The following is a 14,310-nucleotide window of genomic DNA, read 5'->3' as shown; positions in this document are numbered from 1 at the left end:
CGTGCTTCTCCTCACCTCGGAGCCACTCGATGCCTCTCCCGCTCTTTCTGCTCGCCGTGGCGGTCTTCGCCATGGGTACCTCGGAATTCATGCTCGCCGGCCTCTTGCCGGACATCGCCTCGGACCTCGACGTGACGGTCGGTACGGCAGGCACGCTCACCTCGGCATTCGCGATCGGAATGATCGTCGGCGCCCCCCTCATGGCCGGACTCGCCCGCAACTGGCCTGGGCGGTCAGGACTCTTGGGCTTCGTCCTCGTGTTCGTCGCCGCCCACGTGGTGGGCGCTGGCACCTCGAGCTTCCCGGTCCTGGTCGTGTCCCGGATGGTCGCCGCGTTCGCGTACGCGGGGTTCCTCGCCGTCGCGCTGACCACGGCCACCATGCTGGTCTCGCCGGACAAGAAGGGACGCTCGCTCGCCGTGCTGCTGTCGGGCACCACGATGGCCACCATCGCCGGGGTCCCAGGGGGATCGGTGCTCGGGACGATGCTCGGCTGGCGGGTCACCTTCTGGGCGGTAGCCGCTCTCTGTCTGCCCGCTGCCATCGGCATCGTCAGAGGGATTCCGGGCTCGTCGTCCCGCGCCGCCGGGTCGGCCTCCTCCAGGCCGGCGCGCCGTGTGCGGCGGAACGCCGGTGACGGGCCGGCCTTGGGGTCGGAACTCGCGCAGCTCAAAAGGCCGCGGCTGCTCGTGGTCATGCTGCTGGGCACCGTGGTGAACGCGGCGACCTTCGCCGGCTTCACGTTCCTCGCCCCCGTCGTGACCGACACCGCCGGGCTGGGAGAGCTGTGGATCTCTGTGGCCCTGGTGCTCTTCGGCAGCGGTTCCTTCGCCGGGGTCACGGTCGCCGGCCGACTGTCCGACCGGCATCCCGGCCGGATCGTCGGGATCGGTGGGCCCCTGCTGCTCATCGGCTGGCCGGCGCTGGCCGTACTGGCCGAGAGGCCGGCCGCACTGCTCGCCCTCGTTTTCGTCCAGGGCGCGCTGTCGTTCGCGCTGGGAAGCACGTTGATCACGCGGGTCCTCTACGAGGCGGCAGGAGCCCCCACCATGGCCGGCTCCTACGCGACCGCCGCACTGAACGTGGGCGCTGCCGTCGGCCCCCTCATCGCCGCAACCACCCTCCGCCCCCCGGCCGGAGAGCTGGGGCCGCTGTGGACAAGCGGAGTCCTCGTCCTCGTCGCGCTGCTCGTCGCAGTTCCCCTGCGCGGTGTGATCACAGGCGGAGGGAGCGCGGGGCGCTCAAGTGACGTACAGGAGTGTCCGCTTGACCGTCGAGAGACCCCAGAGGACGGTTGAACGCGCCACCGCAGCGGGCCGTCGACGCTGGGCTTCCTTCATGCCCGAGCCTGCCCGCGATCGTCGATTGGACTCCTTGATCAGCCGGCTCCAGCCCGGACCCGTGAGAACGGTGAAAGTCATCGGGTTCGACGGTGCAGACGTCCTGGTTCAGCTCGTCGATGCCGCCGGGGAGGAGACCGGGGTCGGGCGGATTCCGCGGCACGAGGGCTCGATGCCTCGGCTGGAGCACCCGTCCGAGCTCATTCGGATCGGTCAGAACATGAAGGCCGAGGACATCGGGCGTGGACATGCGGGTCACCTTCTCTTCTCCGCCAGGGCGTGCGAGATTCCGGCTCTGCGGTCCTTTCTCCTCGCGATGGAACGAGGCCAGGTCGTCACGGGAACGGTCTCCGGTGTTCACGACTTCGGGGTCTTCGTCCACGTCGATGGCGAACCGGACGGCCTGTGCACCGGCTTCATCCGGGTGCCGGACCTGACATGGACTCGTATCGATCACCCCTCCGAGGCCGTCGAGGCGGGCCAGCGGATCACGGCGGAGGTGATCACCGCCGAGCCTCGCTGCGGACAGGTCACGCTCTCGCTGAAGGCTCTTCAGGAAGATCCCCTCGTTCGGTTCGCGGACCGGGCGGACGAATCGCCGCGGGTCCGATCACCAAGATCGTTCCCTTCGGTGTCTTCGTACGGCTCGCACGGACGTCGAGGGGTTTCTTCACCTCTCTGAGCTGACCGACGAGCCGGTCGACACCCCTGCCCAACTCGTCGCGGAAGGCCAGTCGATCACTGTGAAGATCGCCGGGGTCGACCTCCGGCGTCATGTGAGGAAACTGTCCGCTGCTGACGGAGCAGGCGCCCCGGACTGACGGTGACCGGCCGGGGCCTGTCGCTCAACCACCTCGTCGACCCCTGCGTGGCGCGCTGGTTCGACTCGTCCGGAGCCCCGCGGCACCACGGGCCCCGTCCGGCGGGCGGGGCCGCGGCGCGGGAGCACCGGGGTTCGGCTTACCAGCAGGGCTTCTGTCGGAGGCCGCCAGTAGGGTTCGCAGACATGGGAGCGAGCAGATGGTCGTACTTCACGCCCTTCCGGCAGAGCGAGCAGGAGGCGCTGGACGATCTCCGCGAGGCGGAGTTCGCCCGGGATGCCGAGTACTACCGGGAAGGCGGCATCGAGACCCTGCACGCGCTGGTGGCGAGCGGGTGGTTGGTGGAGGAGCCGGCGCATTCGGTCCTCGACGTCGAGCGGGTGGTCCGTTGCGAGGAGGACATGGAGGAGCCCGGCGACGTGAGGGTGGTCGAAGGGACAGAAGTCGTCGAGCTCTTCGGGACGGCGCAGCCCGGGCGGGAGGTTGTCGAGCAGTCCCTGAAGCGGGCCGGTGACGGCTGGTTCCCGCCGTTCGATCGCGGATCCGGCTGCTGCACGATCGTCCATGACGCCGAGGGCCGCCCGGCAGAGCTGTGCTTCTGGGGCTGCACCGGCGACTGATCCAGGCGCCGCTTCCCAGGTCCCTGTGCGGCCTCGTCCTGGCCGGCCTCGCGGTCGCCCGTGACCGCGGCCTCACGTTCGCCGGCCCGTTCCGCTCGCCGACTCCGCCTGGCGGGCCGAGGTCGGCCCGTACCTCCCCGCGTCTGTTCCGGAAGCACGTCCGTCCAGCATGGGTGTGGCGCCGGCGACGGAACGATCAGACGAGGTGGGGCGCATGACCGGGGCGGGACTGGACGATCTCTTCCGAGCTTCGAGCCTTTCTGACCTGACTGCTCGGCTCTTCCGGCCGTTCGAGGGCGAGTGGCGGGACGCTGCTTGGGTCGCGCGGGACGATCGACATCGCGGCTGAGGTTGGTGATCAACGCCACGCGGGGCGTACGCGTCAGCTCGTCGTGCGCGATCCGGTGCGGGCCCTTCACGGCCGAGCTCGTCGCGCTCTGCGGCGTCGAGCGGGCAAGGGCACGGGTGGCCGCGGCTCGGCCTCGGTGCAGAATGGTCGCGTGCTTCCTCCCCGGCTTCTGTGGCGAGATCCGCGGCCCATCCCCCGGTTCAATCGACAGGAACCCGTGACCCTCATCGTCCGTGATCCCGGCTTCCACGAGCCGAGCGACGAGGACGACTGCTCGAGTTTCGGGTACTACTGCCAGACGCATGACCGCCACTACCGGCACGAGTCCTGCGGGGAAGGGCCGCACCTCATCGCCCTGTACTGCTCGGAGCACGGGCTGGAGAGCATGTGGCCGCAGCCGCTCACGCTGCTGTTCCCGGAAGGGTTCACCCCTCCGCTGAGCGACGTACAACTGGCCTGGGCACAGGCGGACGACGACGTCCAGGCGTGATCGGAAGGACGCGTTCCTCGACGACGCCGCGGCCACGGTCCGCGAGTCACACCCGGGCCGCCACCGCGTCCCGCGCGTGCCGCCGGTGAGTCAGCCGCGGTTGATCGTCTCGCAGGTGTTCGTGACCTGGTCCAGGGCCGCGAGGTCCGCCGTGACGACGTCGTTCGTGCCGCCCTCGCACTCCACGCGGTCGTAGCCGCCGTTGCGGCTGATGATGACGTCGTTGCCGGCGAGGCCGCGGAAGGTGGCCAGGTCGGGGCGGGTGGGCCAGCCGTCGGGGTCCTGCAGGTGGTCGTCGGCACTGCCGCCGACGAGGACGTCACGGCCGGGACCTCCGTCGAAGTCTACGGGGATGTTGAGATCCGCCTCGGCCGCGAGTCGGTCGTCCCCGTCGCCGCCGTCGGCGTGGATGCCGGTGATCCCGTCGATCGTCCCGCAGGTCGCGGTGCGCGGGCTGGTCTGGGTGCAGCCGGGGCCCGCGGTGATTCCGGCCGGGTCGGACACCCGGAGGAGCGGGGCCGTGGCGACGTAGAAGGTGACCTGATTGGCCGCGCCCGACCGTGGTTCGAACGTGACGGTCCCACCGGAGCGGCTGACGGTGCCGGTGCCGGTGGACGGGCAGGCTGCGGCGGGGGTCGCTGACGCCAGCGGCATGGCCAATGCGGCGGCCAGCGCGGGCACGACGAGGCCGAGACGCCCACGGTCGGTACACAGACCCATGTGTGACTCCTATCCATATGTCCCTGATTGCCTGAAAGGCACTCTTGGCTGGCCGTCAGGGGATGTCAAACGCACGCGGCGCGTCGGGATGGCTCCACCCCCGCCGCACCACGGGCCCGGGGAAAGGCGGCGGGATGCGGGGGATGCGGGTCGGGAGTCGGCCGTGGCACGGTGGTCTCCGTGTCAGCGACCATCCCGTCCGAGCCTGTCCGCGCTGCCCTGTCGATCTCGGGGCGCCGTCTGTCCTACCTCGATTTCGGCGGTCCCGGACCGCTCGTGCTCGCCCTGCACGGGCACTTCGGTGAGGGGCGGACATTCGCGCACCTGGCTCGGCGACTGGCGCCGGACTGGCGAGTCGTCGCCCTCGACCAGCGTGGGCACGGGTACTCCGACCAGCCGTCGGACTTCTCCCGCGCCGGCTACGTCGCGGACGCGGCGGCGGTACTGCACCACCTGGACGCCGGTCCGGCGGTCGTCCTCGGCCATTCCTTGGGCGGCGTCAACGCCTACGAGCTCGCCGCCCGCCATCCCCGGCTCGTACGCGCCCTCGTCATCGAGGACATCGGCGCGGAGGTGGAAGGGGACTTGTCGTTCTGCCTCGCCTGGCCACACCGCGCACCCACGCGTTCCGCGCTCGTCGAGGCGCTGGGGGGATCGGCCGCCTACCTGTCGGACGCGATGCGCGAGTACGGGGACGGTTGGGGACTCGCCTTCCGGCCGGAGGGCATGGTGGCGTCCCAGCGCAATCTGAACGGCAGTCACTGGCAGGCATGGCTCGGCAGTGACTGCCCGGCCCTGCTGGTCCGCGGCAGCCGCAGCAGTGTTCTCTCCGCCGATCACGCCCAGGAGATGGCAGCCAAGCGCCCGGCCACGCGGCTCGTGGAACTCCCGACCGGCCACACCGTGCACGCGACCGATCCCGAGGGGTTCGCCGCGGCCGTGCGCACCTTCCTGAGCGGTCTCGCCGAGGGCCGGCCAAGAGGAGCCCGCCGACCCTTCCCGAGATGAGGCGGGACGTCTCGGGACAGCCGTTCGCGGCTCCAGGCCCTACGCTCCACGCGAGAGCAGTCGGCCGGGCGACGCGACACGCCGAACAAGATCATCCGGCATGCACCTGACACCTCGACCTGCTAGCTTTCCGCCGGAGCGGTGATCGGGGGCCCGCTTCTCTCCGGCGTGCGCCGCGCTCCGCCGGTTCCTCAGGCCCCCTCGAAGTTTTCGAAGGAGACCTGACGCACATGCACGACACCTCGGCAGAGCCGACCCGCCCCGTTCAGCGGACCCGTCGGACCCGTCGGATGCGGATGACAGCCCTCGCGGGCGTCCTGGCCGCCGCGAGCCTCAGCCTCACCGCGACCCCGGCCTCGGCCGAGGACAACCCGATGTACGACAGCAACTACGACCAGTGGTGGGACGTGGAGCCGGACGGCGTGACGTTCTCCCGGTGTGCCGACCACACCGACAAGTTCCGCTTCCGCTTCTACTACAACTCGAACTACGCCGGTTCGTGGATCAACATCGGCCACCCCCTCTGGGACCTCCTGAACGTCTACCGAGGCGACGGAGCCCACGCCCTCACGTTCTGCGACGGCAAGGGCAACGGCGCCGGACAGGTCGTCGGCAACAACGCAGCGTCCGTCTACAACTGGTACGACGGCTTCTGCGGCACCGTCTACTACAACTCCGGCTACAACCGGAAGGGCCCCTACCGGACCTACTGGCCCCGCAGCGGCGGCAACCTCGCCGACGCGGGCCTGCGGAACGACAACCGGTCCATCGACTTCGCCACCTGCTGGTGACCTGAAGCCCGGGCGAGGAACAGACATGAGCACATGGCACCGCCGCCGAAGGCGCGTCGCCCCCCTGTCCCTGACCGTGGCGGCGGTCGCACTGGCCGCGGGCTGCGCGAGCGACCCGGCCCACTCCGCCGCCCCGGCGACGGCCTCGCCCGGCCTCCCGGCCCCTTCGGCCTCCCCTGTGTCCCCGGCCAGGGGGAACGCAGGGGGCACAGGAGATCCAGCGGGAACGAAGAACACGGCAGCCACAGGGGACCCGTCCACCTGGACGCTCCCGCTCCAGGCCTATCAGCCGACCGAGCAGCAGGCCGCCGCCATCGCGACCGCCGAGGCCACCCTCGTACAGCGCTGCATGCGCTCGTTCGGCAAGGACTGGCGCCCCGCACCCGCCCTGCCCCGGATCGGGCCGCGGAACATGATGGACTGGCGTTACGGAATCCACGACGAGGTCCTGTCCTCATGGCGCGGGTACCAGCCGGACGCCGCCGAACAGGCGCGTTACGACGCCGCCGTGCGCGCCCAGTCCGAACGCCCCGCGCCGTCGCCCGACGAGGAGCTCCTCCTCGGCGGCTCGGACCTGCCCGACAGCGCCCGGCAGCAGGCGGGCCCCGAGGCCCGGAGCGGCACCATCGACGGCCGGAAGATCCCCGCCGGGGGCTGCTTCGGCCAGGCCCGTACCACCCTCGGCAGCCAGTCGCGGGGCGTCTCCCCACTCGTGGAGCGGCTCAACTTCGCTTCGTACGAGGCCTCCCTGCGCGACCCGGCCGTCATCGAGGTCTTCGGCCTGTGGTCCGCGTGCATGCGGGAGAAGCACTACTCCTATGCCGCACCGCTGGACGCCGATCAGGACCCCCGCTTCCGCCCCGACCCCCGACGACGTGTCTCGGCGCTGGAGATCGCGACCGCCGTCGCGGACATCTCCTGCCGGCGCCGCCATCGCGTCGCCGAGACCTGGCACGGCGTCGAAGTCCGCATCCAGGACCGGTACATCCGCGAGAACGCAGCCCGACTCACCGCCGACCGGCGCACCTTGGACGCGGTGATCCGCAACTCCGCGACTGTCGGCGGCGGTTCGTGACGCAAGGGCGGCACGTTTCCGTCCGCGGCGGTTCGCGGGCGGGGACGGCACGCGTCCGTCCGCGGTTCGCGGGCGGGGACGGCACGCGTCCGTCGGCGGTGGTTCGTGAGGCGAAGACGGCCGGCGCGCCGGAGGATCGGGCCGTTCAGGCGGGCGTGAAGGTGCGTACGTATCGGCGCTGCCAAGGCGTCTCGACGGCGTGGGCCTCGTAGTGGCGGCGGACGTACGCCACGGCTTCGGCGGGCGGGACGCCATCGAGGACGGCAAGGCAGGCGAGGGCCGTGCCCGTACGGCCCCGGCCGCCGTTGCAGGCGAACTCGAGCCGCTCGTCGGGCGCCCGTCGCCAGGCATCGACGAGAACCGTGCGGGCCTCGGCGCGGTCCGACGGCAGCCTGAAGTCCGGCCAGCGGAGCCAGACGGACGGCCAGGAGGTCACGGGCGGCTGGTGGCCGAGCAGATGGACGGCGAACGTGGGTGCGGGCCCCTCGGGCAGGGGCCGCCGCAGGGCACGGCCGCGCACCAGGCGGCCGGAGGGCAGCCGCAGCACGCCGGGGGCGCCCATCGGCCAGGATTCGGTCATCGCGCCACCGTACCGTCCTCTTCGTCTCGAGAGCCTCCGTGCTGACCGGAGAGGCGGCCCTGCCCCCTCCGGTCCCCGGTCCCAAGCCGCTGGCACCAGCGTGGTGGGCGGAGGGAAGGCGGGCGACGGTCCGGCGCAACTTGCGATCACTGCCTACGGGTCGGAGCTTGCGCAGGCCGTTCGCGCTGCTCCCGCGGGTGGTGATGGTGCCGGTGGCTGAGTGCGGACACCCCCAGGGTGGTCAGGACCAGGACGCCCGCCGTCTCGACCGCGATGGTCGGGCGGACCAGGTCCGCGTCCGCCGATTCCTGGAAGCCGAACAGGCCCGTCGTGAGGCTCAGGAAGAGCGCTCCGAGAGTGCCCGCCATGAACAGCGCCGTGGCGGCGGCCACCGGTCCCAGCCAGCGGTACGGGGTGAGCAGCAGGGCCCCGGCGAGGAGGCAGCCCAGGACGCCGTTCAGCAGGAACAGCCCGCCGATGGTGGCCAGGTCGCGGTAGCCGTCGGCCCACAGGGAGAGGTGGATGGCGCCCATCGTCGCCGTCAGGGCCGCGGCGGCCAGCCGCAGCACGAGCACGGCGATCCGACGGGTTCGGTCAGTAACCATTGCCTGGAGTGTTCGGGGTCGTCGGGGTGGTGTCCGGCTTGTTGACGGGGGCGCCGGCCACCGTGATCTCGGTCTTCATGCCCAGGTCCTTGTGTCCGTCGACCGGGCAGTAGATGTCGTACGTCCCGTCCTTCAGGGTCACCGTGAGGGTGGTGGACTCCCCTGGGCCGATGGTGCTGGAGCGCTTCTCGCCACCCGGTCCCTCGACCTCGAGGGCGTGGTCGTGATCGCCGGTGTTCGTGGCGACGAAGGCGTACGTGCCGGGTGCGAAGGTGCGCTGGGACAGCGTGATCCGGAAGTCGGCCAGGTCCGCCTTCACCCGGGTCGCGCCGGCAGGTGCCGAGCTGTTCTGATCGGGGGGCGGTGTGGTCGTACCGCTGCTCGAACCGCCGTCGCCGCCGCCGCAGGCGGCCAGGAGGCCGGCCAGCGCGGCGGCGGACAGGCCGAGCAGCGCGCGGGTACGTGGTTTCGGGATGGTCATCGTTCCGTCCTCCGGCTCGGTCCTCGGGTTCGGTCCTCCGGTTCGCCCCCCACTGGGGGTACGGCGCGCGACCGCGCCCGGATTGCGGTCCAGGCGGACAATGGGCTCGAACCATCCCTTCGGGCACTTCGGACGTATCCACGAGTGTGGGACGCATGGGCCTTCCGCTGGAGCGGGTTCCCGACGAAGCACTGCTGTCCGGCCTCGCCACCGGCGATCCGGAGATCGCGGTGGCGTTCGTACGCCGTTTCCAGCGCTCCGTCTACGGCGTCGCCGTCGCCGTCGTCGGCGATCCACGGCTCGCGGAGGACGTGGCCCAGCAGACCTTCGAGCGGGCGTGGCGGCACGCCCAGGTGTACGACGGCAGACGGGGATCCGTACGGACCTGGCTGACGGCCATCGCGCACAATCTGGCGATCGACGCCGTACGGGCGCGGCGCGCGACCCCTGTGGCCCCGGAGGACCTGGAGGCCCTGGTCGGGATCGTGTCGGAGACGCCGGAGCGGCGCGCGCTCGCCGATGACGCGGCCGAGCGGGTCCGGCGGGCGGTGGCGGCGTTGCCCCGCGAGCAGGCGCGGGCGCTGGTGATGGCCGGGATCTACGGGATGACGGCGCGGGAGGTGGCGGCCTTCGAGGGCGTACCGCTGGGCACGGCGAAGACCAGGATCCGGACGGGGACGATCAAGGTGCGGGCGCTCCTGGAGAGCGAGGAGACGCGGTGAACGGCATGGACTGCGAGCGGCTGCGCGAGGAGGGTGCCGAGCTCGCGCTGGGGATCCTTCCCGCGCGCGAGCGGGCCGATGCGGTGGCTCATCTGGACCGCTGCCCGGATTGCCGTGCGTATGTGGAGCGGCTGACGGTGGTCGGGGACGGGCTGCTCGGGCTGGTGCCGGGGGCGGAGCCGCCGGTCGGGTTCGAGAGTCGGGTGGTACGGGCGATGGCCCCGGATCGTGCGTCGGCCCCGGCCGGTGCGTCGACTCCGGACCGCGCGTCGGCCCCGGCCGGTGCGTCGACTCCGGACCGTACGTCGGCCCCGGACCGTACGTCGGCCCCGGACCGCGCGTCGGCCCCCGCCCGTACGTCAGGGTCCGCCCGTATGTCGGTCCCTGCTGTTGCCCCTGCTCCCGCGCCCACCTCCGTGACGGCCCGGTGGCGGATTCGGGGTCGCCGCTTCCGGATCGCGGCGGCGGGCGTGGCCACGGCGCTGGCCTTCGGGTTCGGCGGTTGGGCGGTCGGTACGGCGGTGCAGGGCGCGCCCCCGGTGGTGGCCCCCGCGCCGCAGGTCCTGGAGGCGGCGCTGGTCTCCTCGGACGGGACCGGCAGGGAGGTGGGCCGGATCTACGCGCACCCGGCGGACGGCGCGGGCGGGAACGGCTGGGTGTACATGTCGGTCGACCTCGGTGAGGGACGGGCGGGCGACGGACCTGTGCGATGCCTCCTGGTGCGGGCCGACGGCTCCGCCGTATCGCTCGGTTCGTTCCCCGTCAGGGCCGGCTACGGCTACTGGGGCGCCCCGGCCCCCGTCGATCCCGGCACCGTGAGTGGCGCCCGCCTGGTGGCACCGGACGGTACGGTCCTGGCGACGGCCCATTTCGCCGGAGCGGGATCCGGCGGGGCCGGCGGGTCGGGCGGGCCAGAGGGCTCGGAGGATGCTGCAGCGGCGGCTCGGTGAGCCGTCACGAGCCCTACGGGCGTACGGGGTGTGGCAGCGGCTGGCGCCAGTCTCCCAGCGTGCTGACGAGGAAGCGACGGGCGAGACGACGGATGTCGTCCCAGGCCGGATCCGTGACGAGGGCGTCGGCCCAGCGGCCGACGCGCCGCGTGGCGTCGATGGCGCCGAGTCGCCGGCCGACGGCCTGGAGTTTGCGCAGTTGCTCGGGTTCGAGGACACCGCGCTCGGCGAATCCCTCGCAGAGGCGGCAGAAGAGCTCCACTTCTTCGACGACCGGCTCCGTGTCCAGCTCGCGCTCCCGCAGCCAGGACAGTTGATCCCGGCTGTCGGCTGCGAGGAGGGCCATCCACCGCAGCGTCCCGTAGCGCACGCGCGCGTCGCCGCATTCGTTCATGAACGGAGGATCGCACGGAGCGCGGCGGGGACGCGGGGGGATTTTCGCGCCCTCCCACGACGGTAAAGGCCTCCATCCTAGGATCCTTCGTCATGCGAGCGTGGACGTTGCCGGCCGCCGGAGTCGCTCTCCTGGCCTGGGGTGAGTGGTTGAACCGGCGTTGGTCTCGAACCCTGGTCGAGCCTGACGGCCGGGGTTCCAAGGCGGTGGTCGTGCTCGGGTACCGCAACCCGTCCGAGTCCATCAACCTCATCAACCGCTGGCGGGTCCGGGCCGGGATCCGGACCATCGACGCAGATGCCGACCACGACACCGTGGTCGTCTTCAGTGGAGGACCGGTGGGCGGCGGCACCGCCGAGGCGCGGCTGATGGCCGACTACGCGCTGTCGGTCCTGCGCTACGAGGGTCGCGTCGTCGTCGAGGACGAGAGCAGGACCACCTGGGAGAACATCACCCATGTGGTCCCGCTGCTCGAGGACGCGGAACGCATCGCCATCGCGTCCCAGCCCGCACACGCGCTCAAGGCGCGCGCCTACCTGCGCCGCCAGCGGCCTGATCTCGCCGCCCGGCTGGTGCGCGCCGCCGACTACCGCGTCGGGGAGTGGACGCTGGTCAAGCCGTTGCTGGCCGCGTACGGGCTGTGGACGCTGCGCGGTCTCACCGCGGCCGAACGCAAGGGCTGCCCCCTGCTCCACGCCGTTCCCGGGCAGGGTCAGATCCGCGGCGAGAGACGGTACTGCCGCGGATGAACGTGCAGCCGCGGCGAGGTGAGAAGCAGGGCGCGGTTGTCCTGGCCGGCGGCCATCTGGTCCAGCCAACGCTCGTACCAGGCGAGGAAGTCCGGGGCCGAGGAGACGTTCGGGCCCCAGAAGCCGTCGGTGTTGCCGACGAGGACGCGCCCGGTGAGAGGGCCGGTCACGCCCAGGAGGACGAGATCGCTGCAGCCGCGTTCGATGACGTGCAGGAAGAGGTGGCCCTGGCGTGTGGGGCGGTAGGCCCGGCTGAACCCTCTCGTCGGTGTGTCGGCAGCCGCGCGATTCATCGTGAAGAGGGCACATCGTTCGAGGGGGATGAGGCCGTAGTACGGGGAGGCGCCGGTGCCGCCCATGTTCGTGAGGAAGTCGCGATAGGGCTGCGGGAGTTCCACGTCATGTTCGGCTTCGAAGGCGTCCGCCCGGGCCTGGGGCAGACGGGGGCCGAGACGGAATTCGTGCCGTTCCTCGCCGAAGGAATGGCTTCGGTCGGGCGTGTAGGGAATGCGTGCCAGCTTGCGTCGCAGCCGCGGGATGCGGGAGTCCATGCGAGCTCTCTTCTCGTGTCGCCCGTAACGTATCGCGCGTCGGCCGACCGGAGCAGCCGGGCCGGACATCGGCATGCGGAGCGGTCGGTCCGGTCTGTCCGTTCACGTCTCCGGGGGGTCGCTGGCAGCTCGTCCCCGGAGTCTTGTATGGTTCTCCGCGAATCATCCAGAGGGGTGGAGGGACCGGCCCTACGAAGCCCCGGCAACTCCCCGGTCGACTCGGCGCTCCATGTTCGCGCCGTGCCGCCGGGATCAGTGCCAACTCCGGCCTGCGCCAACGTGGCGCGGGAAAAGATGAGGAGACACGGTGCTCTCTGTGCTGCCTTTCGCCCCGGCTCTGTCCTTCCCGGGCTTTTCGCGTACCCGTCTCGTGATCGTCGCGGCATGTCGGCCGACCGCTTCGGCCCTTTCCCGCTGACCACCCCCTTCCCTCACCTTCCTTCCCCCTGCCCTCCCCCGGGTGAGGTCGCCGCGAGCCTTGGCTCGCGGACCGAGACTGGAGTACCCCCTCATGGACATTTCGGATGTTTCCAGCGGCGTCGGCGTCCTCGACAAGGCCGCGGTGATCTTCGATGCGCTGGCCTCGGGCCCGGCCAATCTGGCGGAGCTGGTCGCCACGACCGGCTTGGCGCGGCCCACGGTCCACCGACTCGCCACCGCGCTCGAACGCCACCGTCTCGTCGGCAGGGACATCCACGGCCGATTCGTCCTCGGCCCCCGGATCGCCGAGCTGTCGGCCGCCTCGGACGAGGACTGCCTGCTGGCCGCGGCCGGCCCGGTCCTGACCTCCCTTCGGGACGCCACCGGCGAGAGCGCGCAGCTCTACCGGCGCCAGGGTGAGGTGCGGGTCTGCGTCGCCGCCGCCGAGCGGACCTCCGGTCTGCGCGACATCGTGCCGGTCGGCTCCACGCTCCCCATGAAGGTCGGGTCCGCCGCCCAGGTCCTGCTGGCCTGGGAGGAACCCGAGCGCTTCTACCAAGGCCTGCAGGGCGCCCGCTTCACCGCCACCGCCCTGAGCGGCGTACGGCGCCGAGGCTGGGCGCAGTCGATCGGTGAGCGCGAGCCCGGCATGGCGTCCGTCTCGGCCCCGGTCCGCGGCCCGTCCTCCCGTGTGGTGGCCGCCGTCACGGTCACGGGCCCGATCCAACGCCTCACCCGGCACCCGGGCGCCCGGCTCGCGAAGGCCGCCGTCGACGCGGCCGACCGCCTCACCGAGGTCGTGTGCCGCTCGTGACGCGAGGAAGCCGCCGGCACCGCATGCGTACGGTCAGGACTGACGTCGCCGCCTCCTGGCTTGTACTCGTCGGCGGAGCAGCCGCTCCGCTCCGGGCGCGCCATGATGGGGTCATGCGAAATCAGCCTGTGCTCGTTTTCGACGGGGACTGCGGATTCTGCACCACCTCGGCGAGGTTCGCCGAGCGACGCGTGAAGCCCCGGTGCGAGACCATTCCTTGGCAGTTCGCGGACTTGACGGATCTTGGTGTCACCTCGACGCGGGCCACGCACGAAGTGCTGTGGGTGACTCCCACCGGTGTCGTGTACGGAGGCGCCCAGGCCGTCGCGAAGGCGCTGTTGAGCGCGGGCGGAGGGTGGTCGGTGGCGGGAGCGTGTCTCCTGCTGCCTCCCGTGCGGTGGGTTGCCCGCGGTGTCTACCGGCTCATCGCGGACAACCGTCATCGCATGCCGGGCGGCACATCCGCCTGCGCTCTCCCCCGCCGCCGGGCGGCGCCACGGCCCGAATAGCGCGTCGCCCGCGAGCCGGACGAAGCAGCGTCACCGTACGGGAGGAAGCAGCGTCACCGTATGGGGTGAACACGGCCGAGCCGTCCCTCACGGACGCAGGGGCTGCATGTGGATCGACCGGGCCGGGACGATCGGTCGTGGGGCGGGATCGCCGCGGGTGGAGGACGCGCGGACGATCAGCTCGTACGGCATGACGATCGAGTCCGGGTTGTACTCCCCCACCTCTTCGATGGCGTCGATGAGGAGCTGGACGACGGCCGTGCCGATCCTGCGGGGCTTGAGGGAGAGCGTCGTGATGGGTGGTTCGGTGGTGGCGTAGAC

General features: G+C 71.5%; 20 protein-coding genes and 1 riboswitch. Of the genes, 13 read left to right on the top strand and 7 right to left on the bottom strand.

Features of this window, described 5'->3' with window-relative positions:
• Positions 1–29 precede the first annotated feature (29 nt).
• The 5 genes from ABT041_RS31310 (at position 30) to ABT041_RS31290 (ending at position 3,620) form a co-directional block, all read left to right on the top strand.
• Positions 30–1,298, top strand: a complete 1,269-nt coding sequence (locus tag ABT041_RS31310) for a Cmx/CmrA family chloramphenicol efflux MFS transporter (protein ID WP_351190812.1) — start codon at positions 30–32, stop codon at positions 1,296–1,298.
• Positions 1,267–2,022 (top strand): S1 RNA-binding domain-containing protein, encoded by a 756-nt coding sequence (locus ABT041_RS31305; RefSeq protein ID WP_351190810.1) that lies wholly within the window; start codon positions 1,267–1,269, stop codon positions 2,020–2,022. Before ABT041_RS31310 ends, ABT041_RS31305 begins: the two co-directional genes overlap by 32 nt.
• A 1-nt stretch (position 2,023) precedes the next feature.
• Positions 2,024–2,161 (top strand): hypothetical protein, encoded by a 138-nt coding sequence (locus tag ABT041_RS31300; RefSeq protein WP_351190979.1) that lies wholly within the window; start codon positions 2,024–2,026, stop codon positions 2,159–2,161.
• A gap of 185 nt (positions 2,162–2,346) precedes the next feature.
• Positions 2,347–2,781, top strand: coding sequence for a hypothetical protein (locus ABT041_RS31295; protein WP_351190808.1), 435 nt, complete (start codon positions 2,347–2,349; stop codon positions 2,779–2,781).
• 566 nt (positions 2,782–3,347) lie between these two features.
• On the top strand, positions 3,348–3,620 hold the full coding sequence (locus ABT041_RS31290) for a hypothetical protein (RefSeq protein WP_351190806.1): 273 nt from the start codon (positions 3,348–3,350) through the stop codon (positions 3,618–3,620).
• A 90-nt stretch (positions 3,621–3,710) separates the two neighbouring features.
• Here the strand turns inward: ABT041_RS31290 and ABT041_RS31285 are convergent, their stop codons facing one another.
• A complete protein-coding gene (locus ABT041_RS31285) occupies positions 3,711–4,340 on the bottom strand; it encodes a hypothetical protein (RefSeq protein WP_351190804.1) in 630 nt (209 codons plus the stop codon).
• Between the two features lie 180 nt (positions 4,341–4,520).
• On the opposite strand from ABT041_RS31285, the gene ABT041_RS31280 reads away from it, so the two are divergent.
• The 3 genes from ABT041_RS31280 (at position 4,521) to ABT041_RS31270 (ending at position 7,214) form a co-directional block, all read left to right on the top strand.
• Complete coding sequence (locus tag ABT041_RS31280; protein ID WP_351190802.1) at positions 4,521–5,348, top strand: alpha/beta fold hydrolase; 828 nt, start codon at positions 4,521–4,523, stop codon at positions 5,346–5,348.
• A gap of 290 nt (positions 5,349–5,638) precedes the next feature.
• On the top strand, positions 5,639–6,139 hold the full coding sequence (locus ABT041_RS31275; protein WP_351190800.1) for a hypothetical protein: 501 nt from the start codon (positions 5,639–5,641) through the stop codon (positions 6,137–6,139).
• Positions 6,140–6,164: 25 nt separating this feature from the next.
• Complete coding sequence (locus ABT041_RS31270; protein ID WP_351190798.1) at positions 6,165–7,214, top strand: hypothetical protein; 1,050 nt, start codon at positions 6,165–6,167, stop codon at positions 7,212–7,214.
• 145 nt (positions 7,215–7,359) lie between these two features.
• Here the strand turns inward: ABT041_RS31270 and ABT041_RS31265 are convergent, their stop codons facing one another.
• From ABT041_RS31265 to ABT041_RS31255, 3 genes are all read right to left on the bottom strand, one after another.
• The gene (locus tag ABT041_RS31265) at positions 7,360–7,794 is read right to left on the bottom strand and encodes a protein-tyrosine phosphatase family protein (protein ID WP_351190796.1); all 435 of its coding nucleotides are present in this window, start codon (positions 7,792–7,794) and stop codon (positions 7,360–7,362) included.
• Between the two features lie 146 nt (positions 7,795–7,940).
• On the bottom strand, positions 7,941–8,399 hold the full coding sequence (locus ABT041_RS31260) for a hypothetical protein (protein ID WP_351190794.1): 459 nt from the start codon (positions 8,397–8,399) through the stop codon (positions 7,941–7,943).
• The gene (locus ABT041_RS31255; protein WP_351190792.1) at positions 8,389–8,880 is read right to left on the bottom strand and encodes a plastocyanin/azurin family copper-binding protein; all 492 of its coding nucleotides are present in this window, start codon (positions 8,878–8,880) and stop codon (positions 8,389–8,391) included. The genes ABT041_RS31260 and ABT041_RS31255 overlap by 11 nt, the downstream gene beginning before the upstream one ends.
• A 155-nt stretch (positions 8,881–9,035) precedes the next feature.
• On the opposite strand from ABT041_RS31255, the gene ABT041_RS31250 reads away from it, so the two are divergent.
• Positions 9,036–9,602 carry an RNA polymerase sigma factor gene (locus tag ABT041_RS31250; RefSeq protein WP_351190790.1) on the top strand — a complete coding sequence of 189 codons (567 nt, stop codon included), beginning with the start codon at positions 9,036–9,038 and terminating at the stop codon, positions 9,600–9,602.
• A 470-nt stretch (positions 9,603–10,072) separates the two neighbouring features.
• Complete coding sequence (locus ABT041_RS31245) at positions 10,073–10,552, top strand: hypothetical protein (RefSeq protein WP_351190788.1); 480 nt, start codon at positions 10,073–10,075, stop codon at positions 10,550–10,552.
• A gap of 13 nt (positions 10,553–10,565) precedes the next feature.
• Here ABT041_RS31245 and ABT041_RS31240 read toward each other — a convergent pair whose 3' ends face one another.
• A complete protein-coding gene (locus ABT041_RS31240) occupies positions 10,566–10,946 on the bottom strand; it encodes a hypothetical protein (protein ID WP_351190786.1) in 381 nt (126 codons plus the stop codon).
• Positions 10,947–11,038: 92 nt separating this feature from the next.
• Between ABT041_RS31240 and ABT041_RS31235 the strand changes: the two genes are divergently transcribed.
• Positions 11,039–11,695, top strand: a complete 657-nt coding sequence (locus ABT041_RS31235; protein ID WP_502976627.1) for a YdcF family protein — start codon at positions 11,039–11,041, stop codon at positions 11,693–11,695.
• Here the strand turns inward: ABT041_RS31235 and ABT041_RS31230 are convergent.
• Positions 11,659–12,246, bottom strand: a complete 588-nt coding sequence (locus tag ABT041_RS31230; protein WP_351190782.1) for an SMI1/KNR4 family protein — start codon at positions 12,244–12,246, stop codon at positions 11,659–11,661. The two genes, ABT041_RS31235 and ABT041_RS31230, sit on opposite strands and share 37 nt — an antisense overlap.
• Positions 12,247–12,405: 159 nt before the next feature.
• Positions 12,406–12,547, top strand: a riboswitch (SAM riboswitch).
• Positions 12,548–12,757: 210 nt separating this feature from the next.
• Here ABT041_RS31230 and ABT041_RS31225 point away from each other — a divergent pair.
• A complete protein-coding gene (locus tag ABT041_RS31225) occupies positions 12,758–13,480 on the top strand; it encodes an IclR family transcriptional regulator (protein ID WP_351190780.1) in 723 nt (240 codons plus the stop codon).
• A gap of 113 nt (positions 13,481–13,593) precedes the next feature.
• Entirely contained in the window at positions 13,594–13,989 is a 396-nt protein-coding gene (locus ABT041_RS31220; RefSeq protein ID WP_351190778.1) for a thiol-disulfide oxidoreductase DCC family protein, read from the top strand.
• An 87-nt stretch (positions 13,990–14,076) separates the two neighbouring features.
• Here ABT041_RS31220 and ABT041_RS31215 read toward each other — a convergent pair.
• The coding region (locus tag ABT041_RS31215; protein ID WP_351190776.1) for a substrate-binding domain-containing protein at positions 14,077–14,310 on the bottom strand (234 nt) is incomplete at its 5' end.

This window comes from Streptomyces sp. NPDC002825 (assembly GCF_040295385.1).
In the GTDB taxonomy this organism is placed as follows: domain Bacteria; phylum Actinomycetota; class Actinomycetes; order Streptomycetales; family Streptomycetaceae; genus Streptomyces.
This window is presented reverse-complemented; position numbering and strand designations above follow the sequence as displayed.

Bases quoted from the DNA above. Each gene is read 5' to 3' on its own strand.
- ABT041_RS31310 (WP_351190812.1), top strand. From the start codon at position 30: ATGCCTCTCCCGCTCTTTCTGCTCGCCGTGGCGGTCTTCGCCATGGGT.
- ABT041_RS31295 (WP_351190808.1), top strand. From the start codon at position 2,347: ATGGGAGCGAGCAGATGGTCGTACTTCACGCCCTTCCGGCAGAGCGAG.
- ABT041_RS31285 (WP_351190804.1), bottom strand. From the start codon at position 4,340: ATGGGTCTGTGTACCGACCGTGGGCGTCTCGGCCTCGTCGTGCCCGCG.
- ABT041_RS31275 (WP_351190800.1), top strand. From the start codon at position 5,639: ATGCGGATGACAGCCCTCGCGGGCGTCCTGGCCGCCGCGAGCCTCAGC.
- ABT041_RS31270 (WP_351190798.1), top strand. From the start codon at position 6,165: ATGAGCACATGGCACCGCCGCCGAAGGCGCGTCGCCCCCCTGTCCCTG.
- ABT041_RS31265 (WP_351190796.1), bottom strand. From the start codon at position 7,794: ATGACCGAATCCTGGCCGATGGGCGCCCCCGGCGTGCTGCGGCTGCCC.
- ABT041_RS31260 (WP_351190794.1), bottom strand. From the start codon at position 8,399: ATGGTTACTGACCGAACCCGTCGGATCGCCGTGCTCGTGCTGCGGCTG.
- ABT041_RS31255 (WP_351190792.1), bottom strand. From the start codon at position 8,880: ATGACCATCCCGAAACCACGTACCCGCGCGCTGCTCGGCCTGTCCGCC.
- ABT041_RS31250 (WP_351190790.1), top strand. From the start codon at position 9,036: ATGGGCCTTCCGCTGGAGCGGGTTCCCGACGAAGCACTGCTGTCCGGC.
- ABT041_RS31240 (WP_351190786.1), bottom strand. From the start codon at position 10,946: ATGAACGAATGCGGCGACGCGCGCGTGCGCTACGGGACGCTGCGGTGG.
- ABT041_RS31235 (WP_502976627.1), top strand. From the start codon at position 11,039: ATGCGAGCGTGGACGTTGCCGGCCGCCGGAGTCGCTCTCCTGGCCTGG.
- ABT041_RS31230 (WP_351190782.1), bottom strand. From the start codon at position 12,246: ATGGACTCCCGCATCCCGCGGCTGCGACGCAAGCTGGCACGCATTCCC.
- ABT041_RS31225 (WP_351190780.1), top strand. From the start codon at position 12,758: ATGGACATTTCGGATGTTTCCAGCGGCGTCGGCGTCCTCGACAAGGCC.
- ABT041_RS31220 (WP_351190778.1), top strand. From the start codon at position 13,594: ATGCGAAATCAGCCTGTGCTCGTTTTCGACGGGGACTGCGGATTCTGC.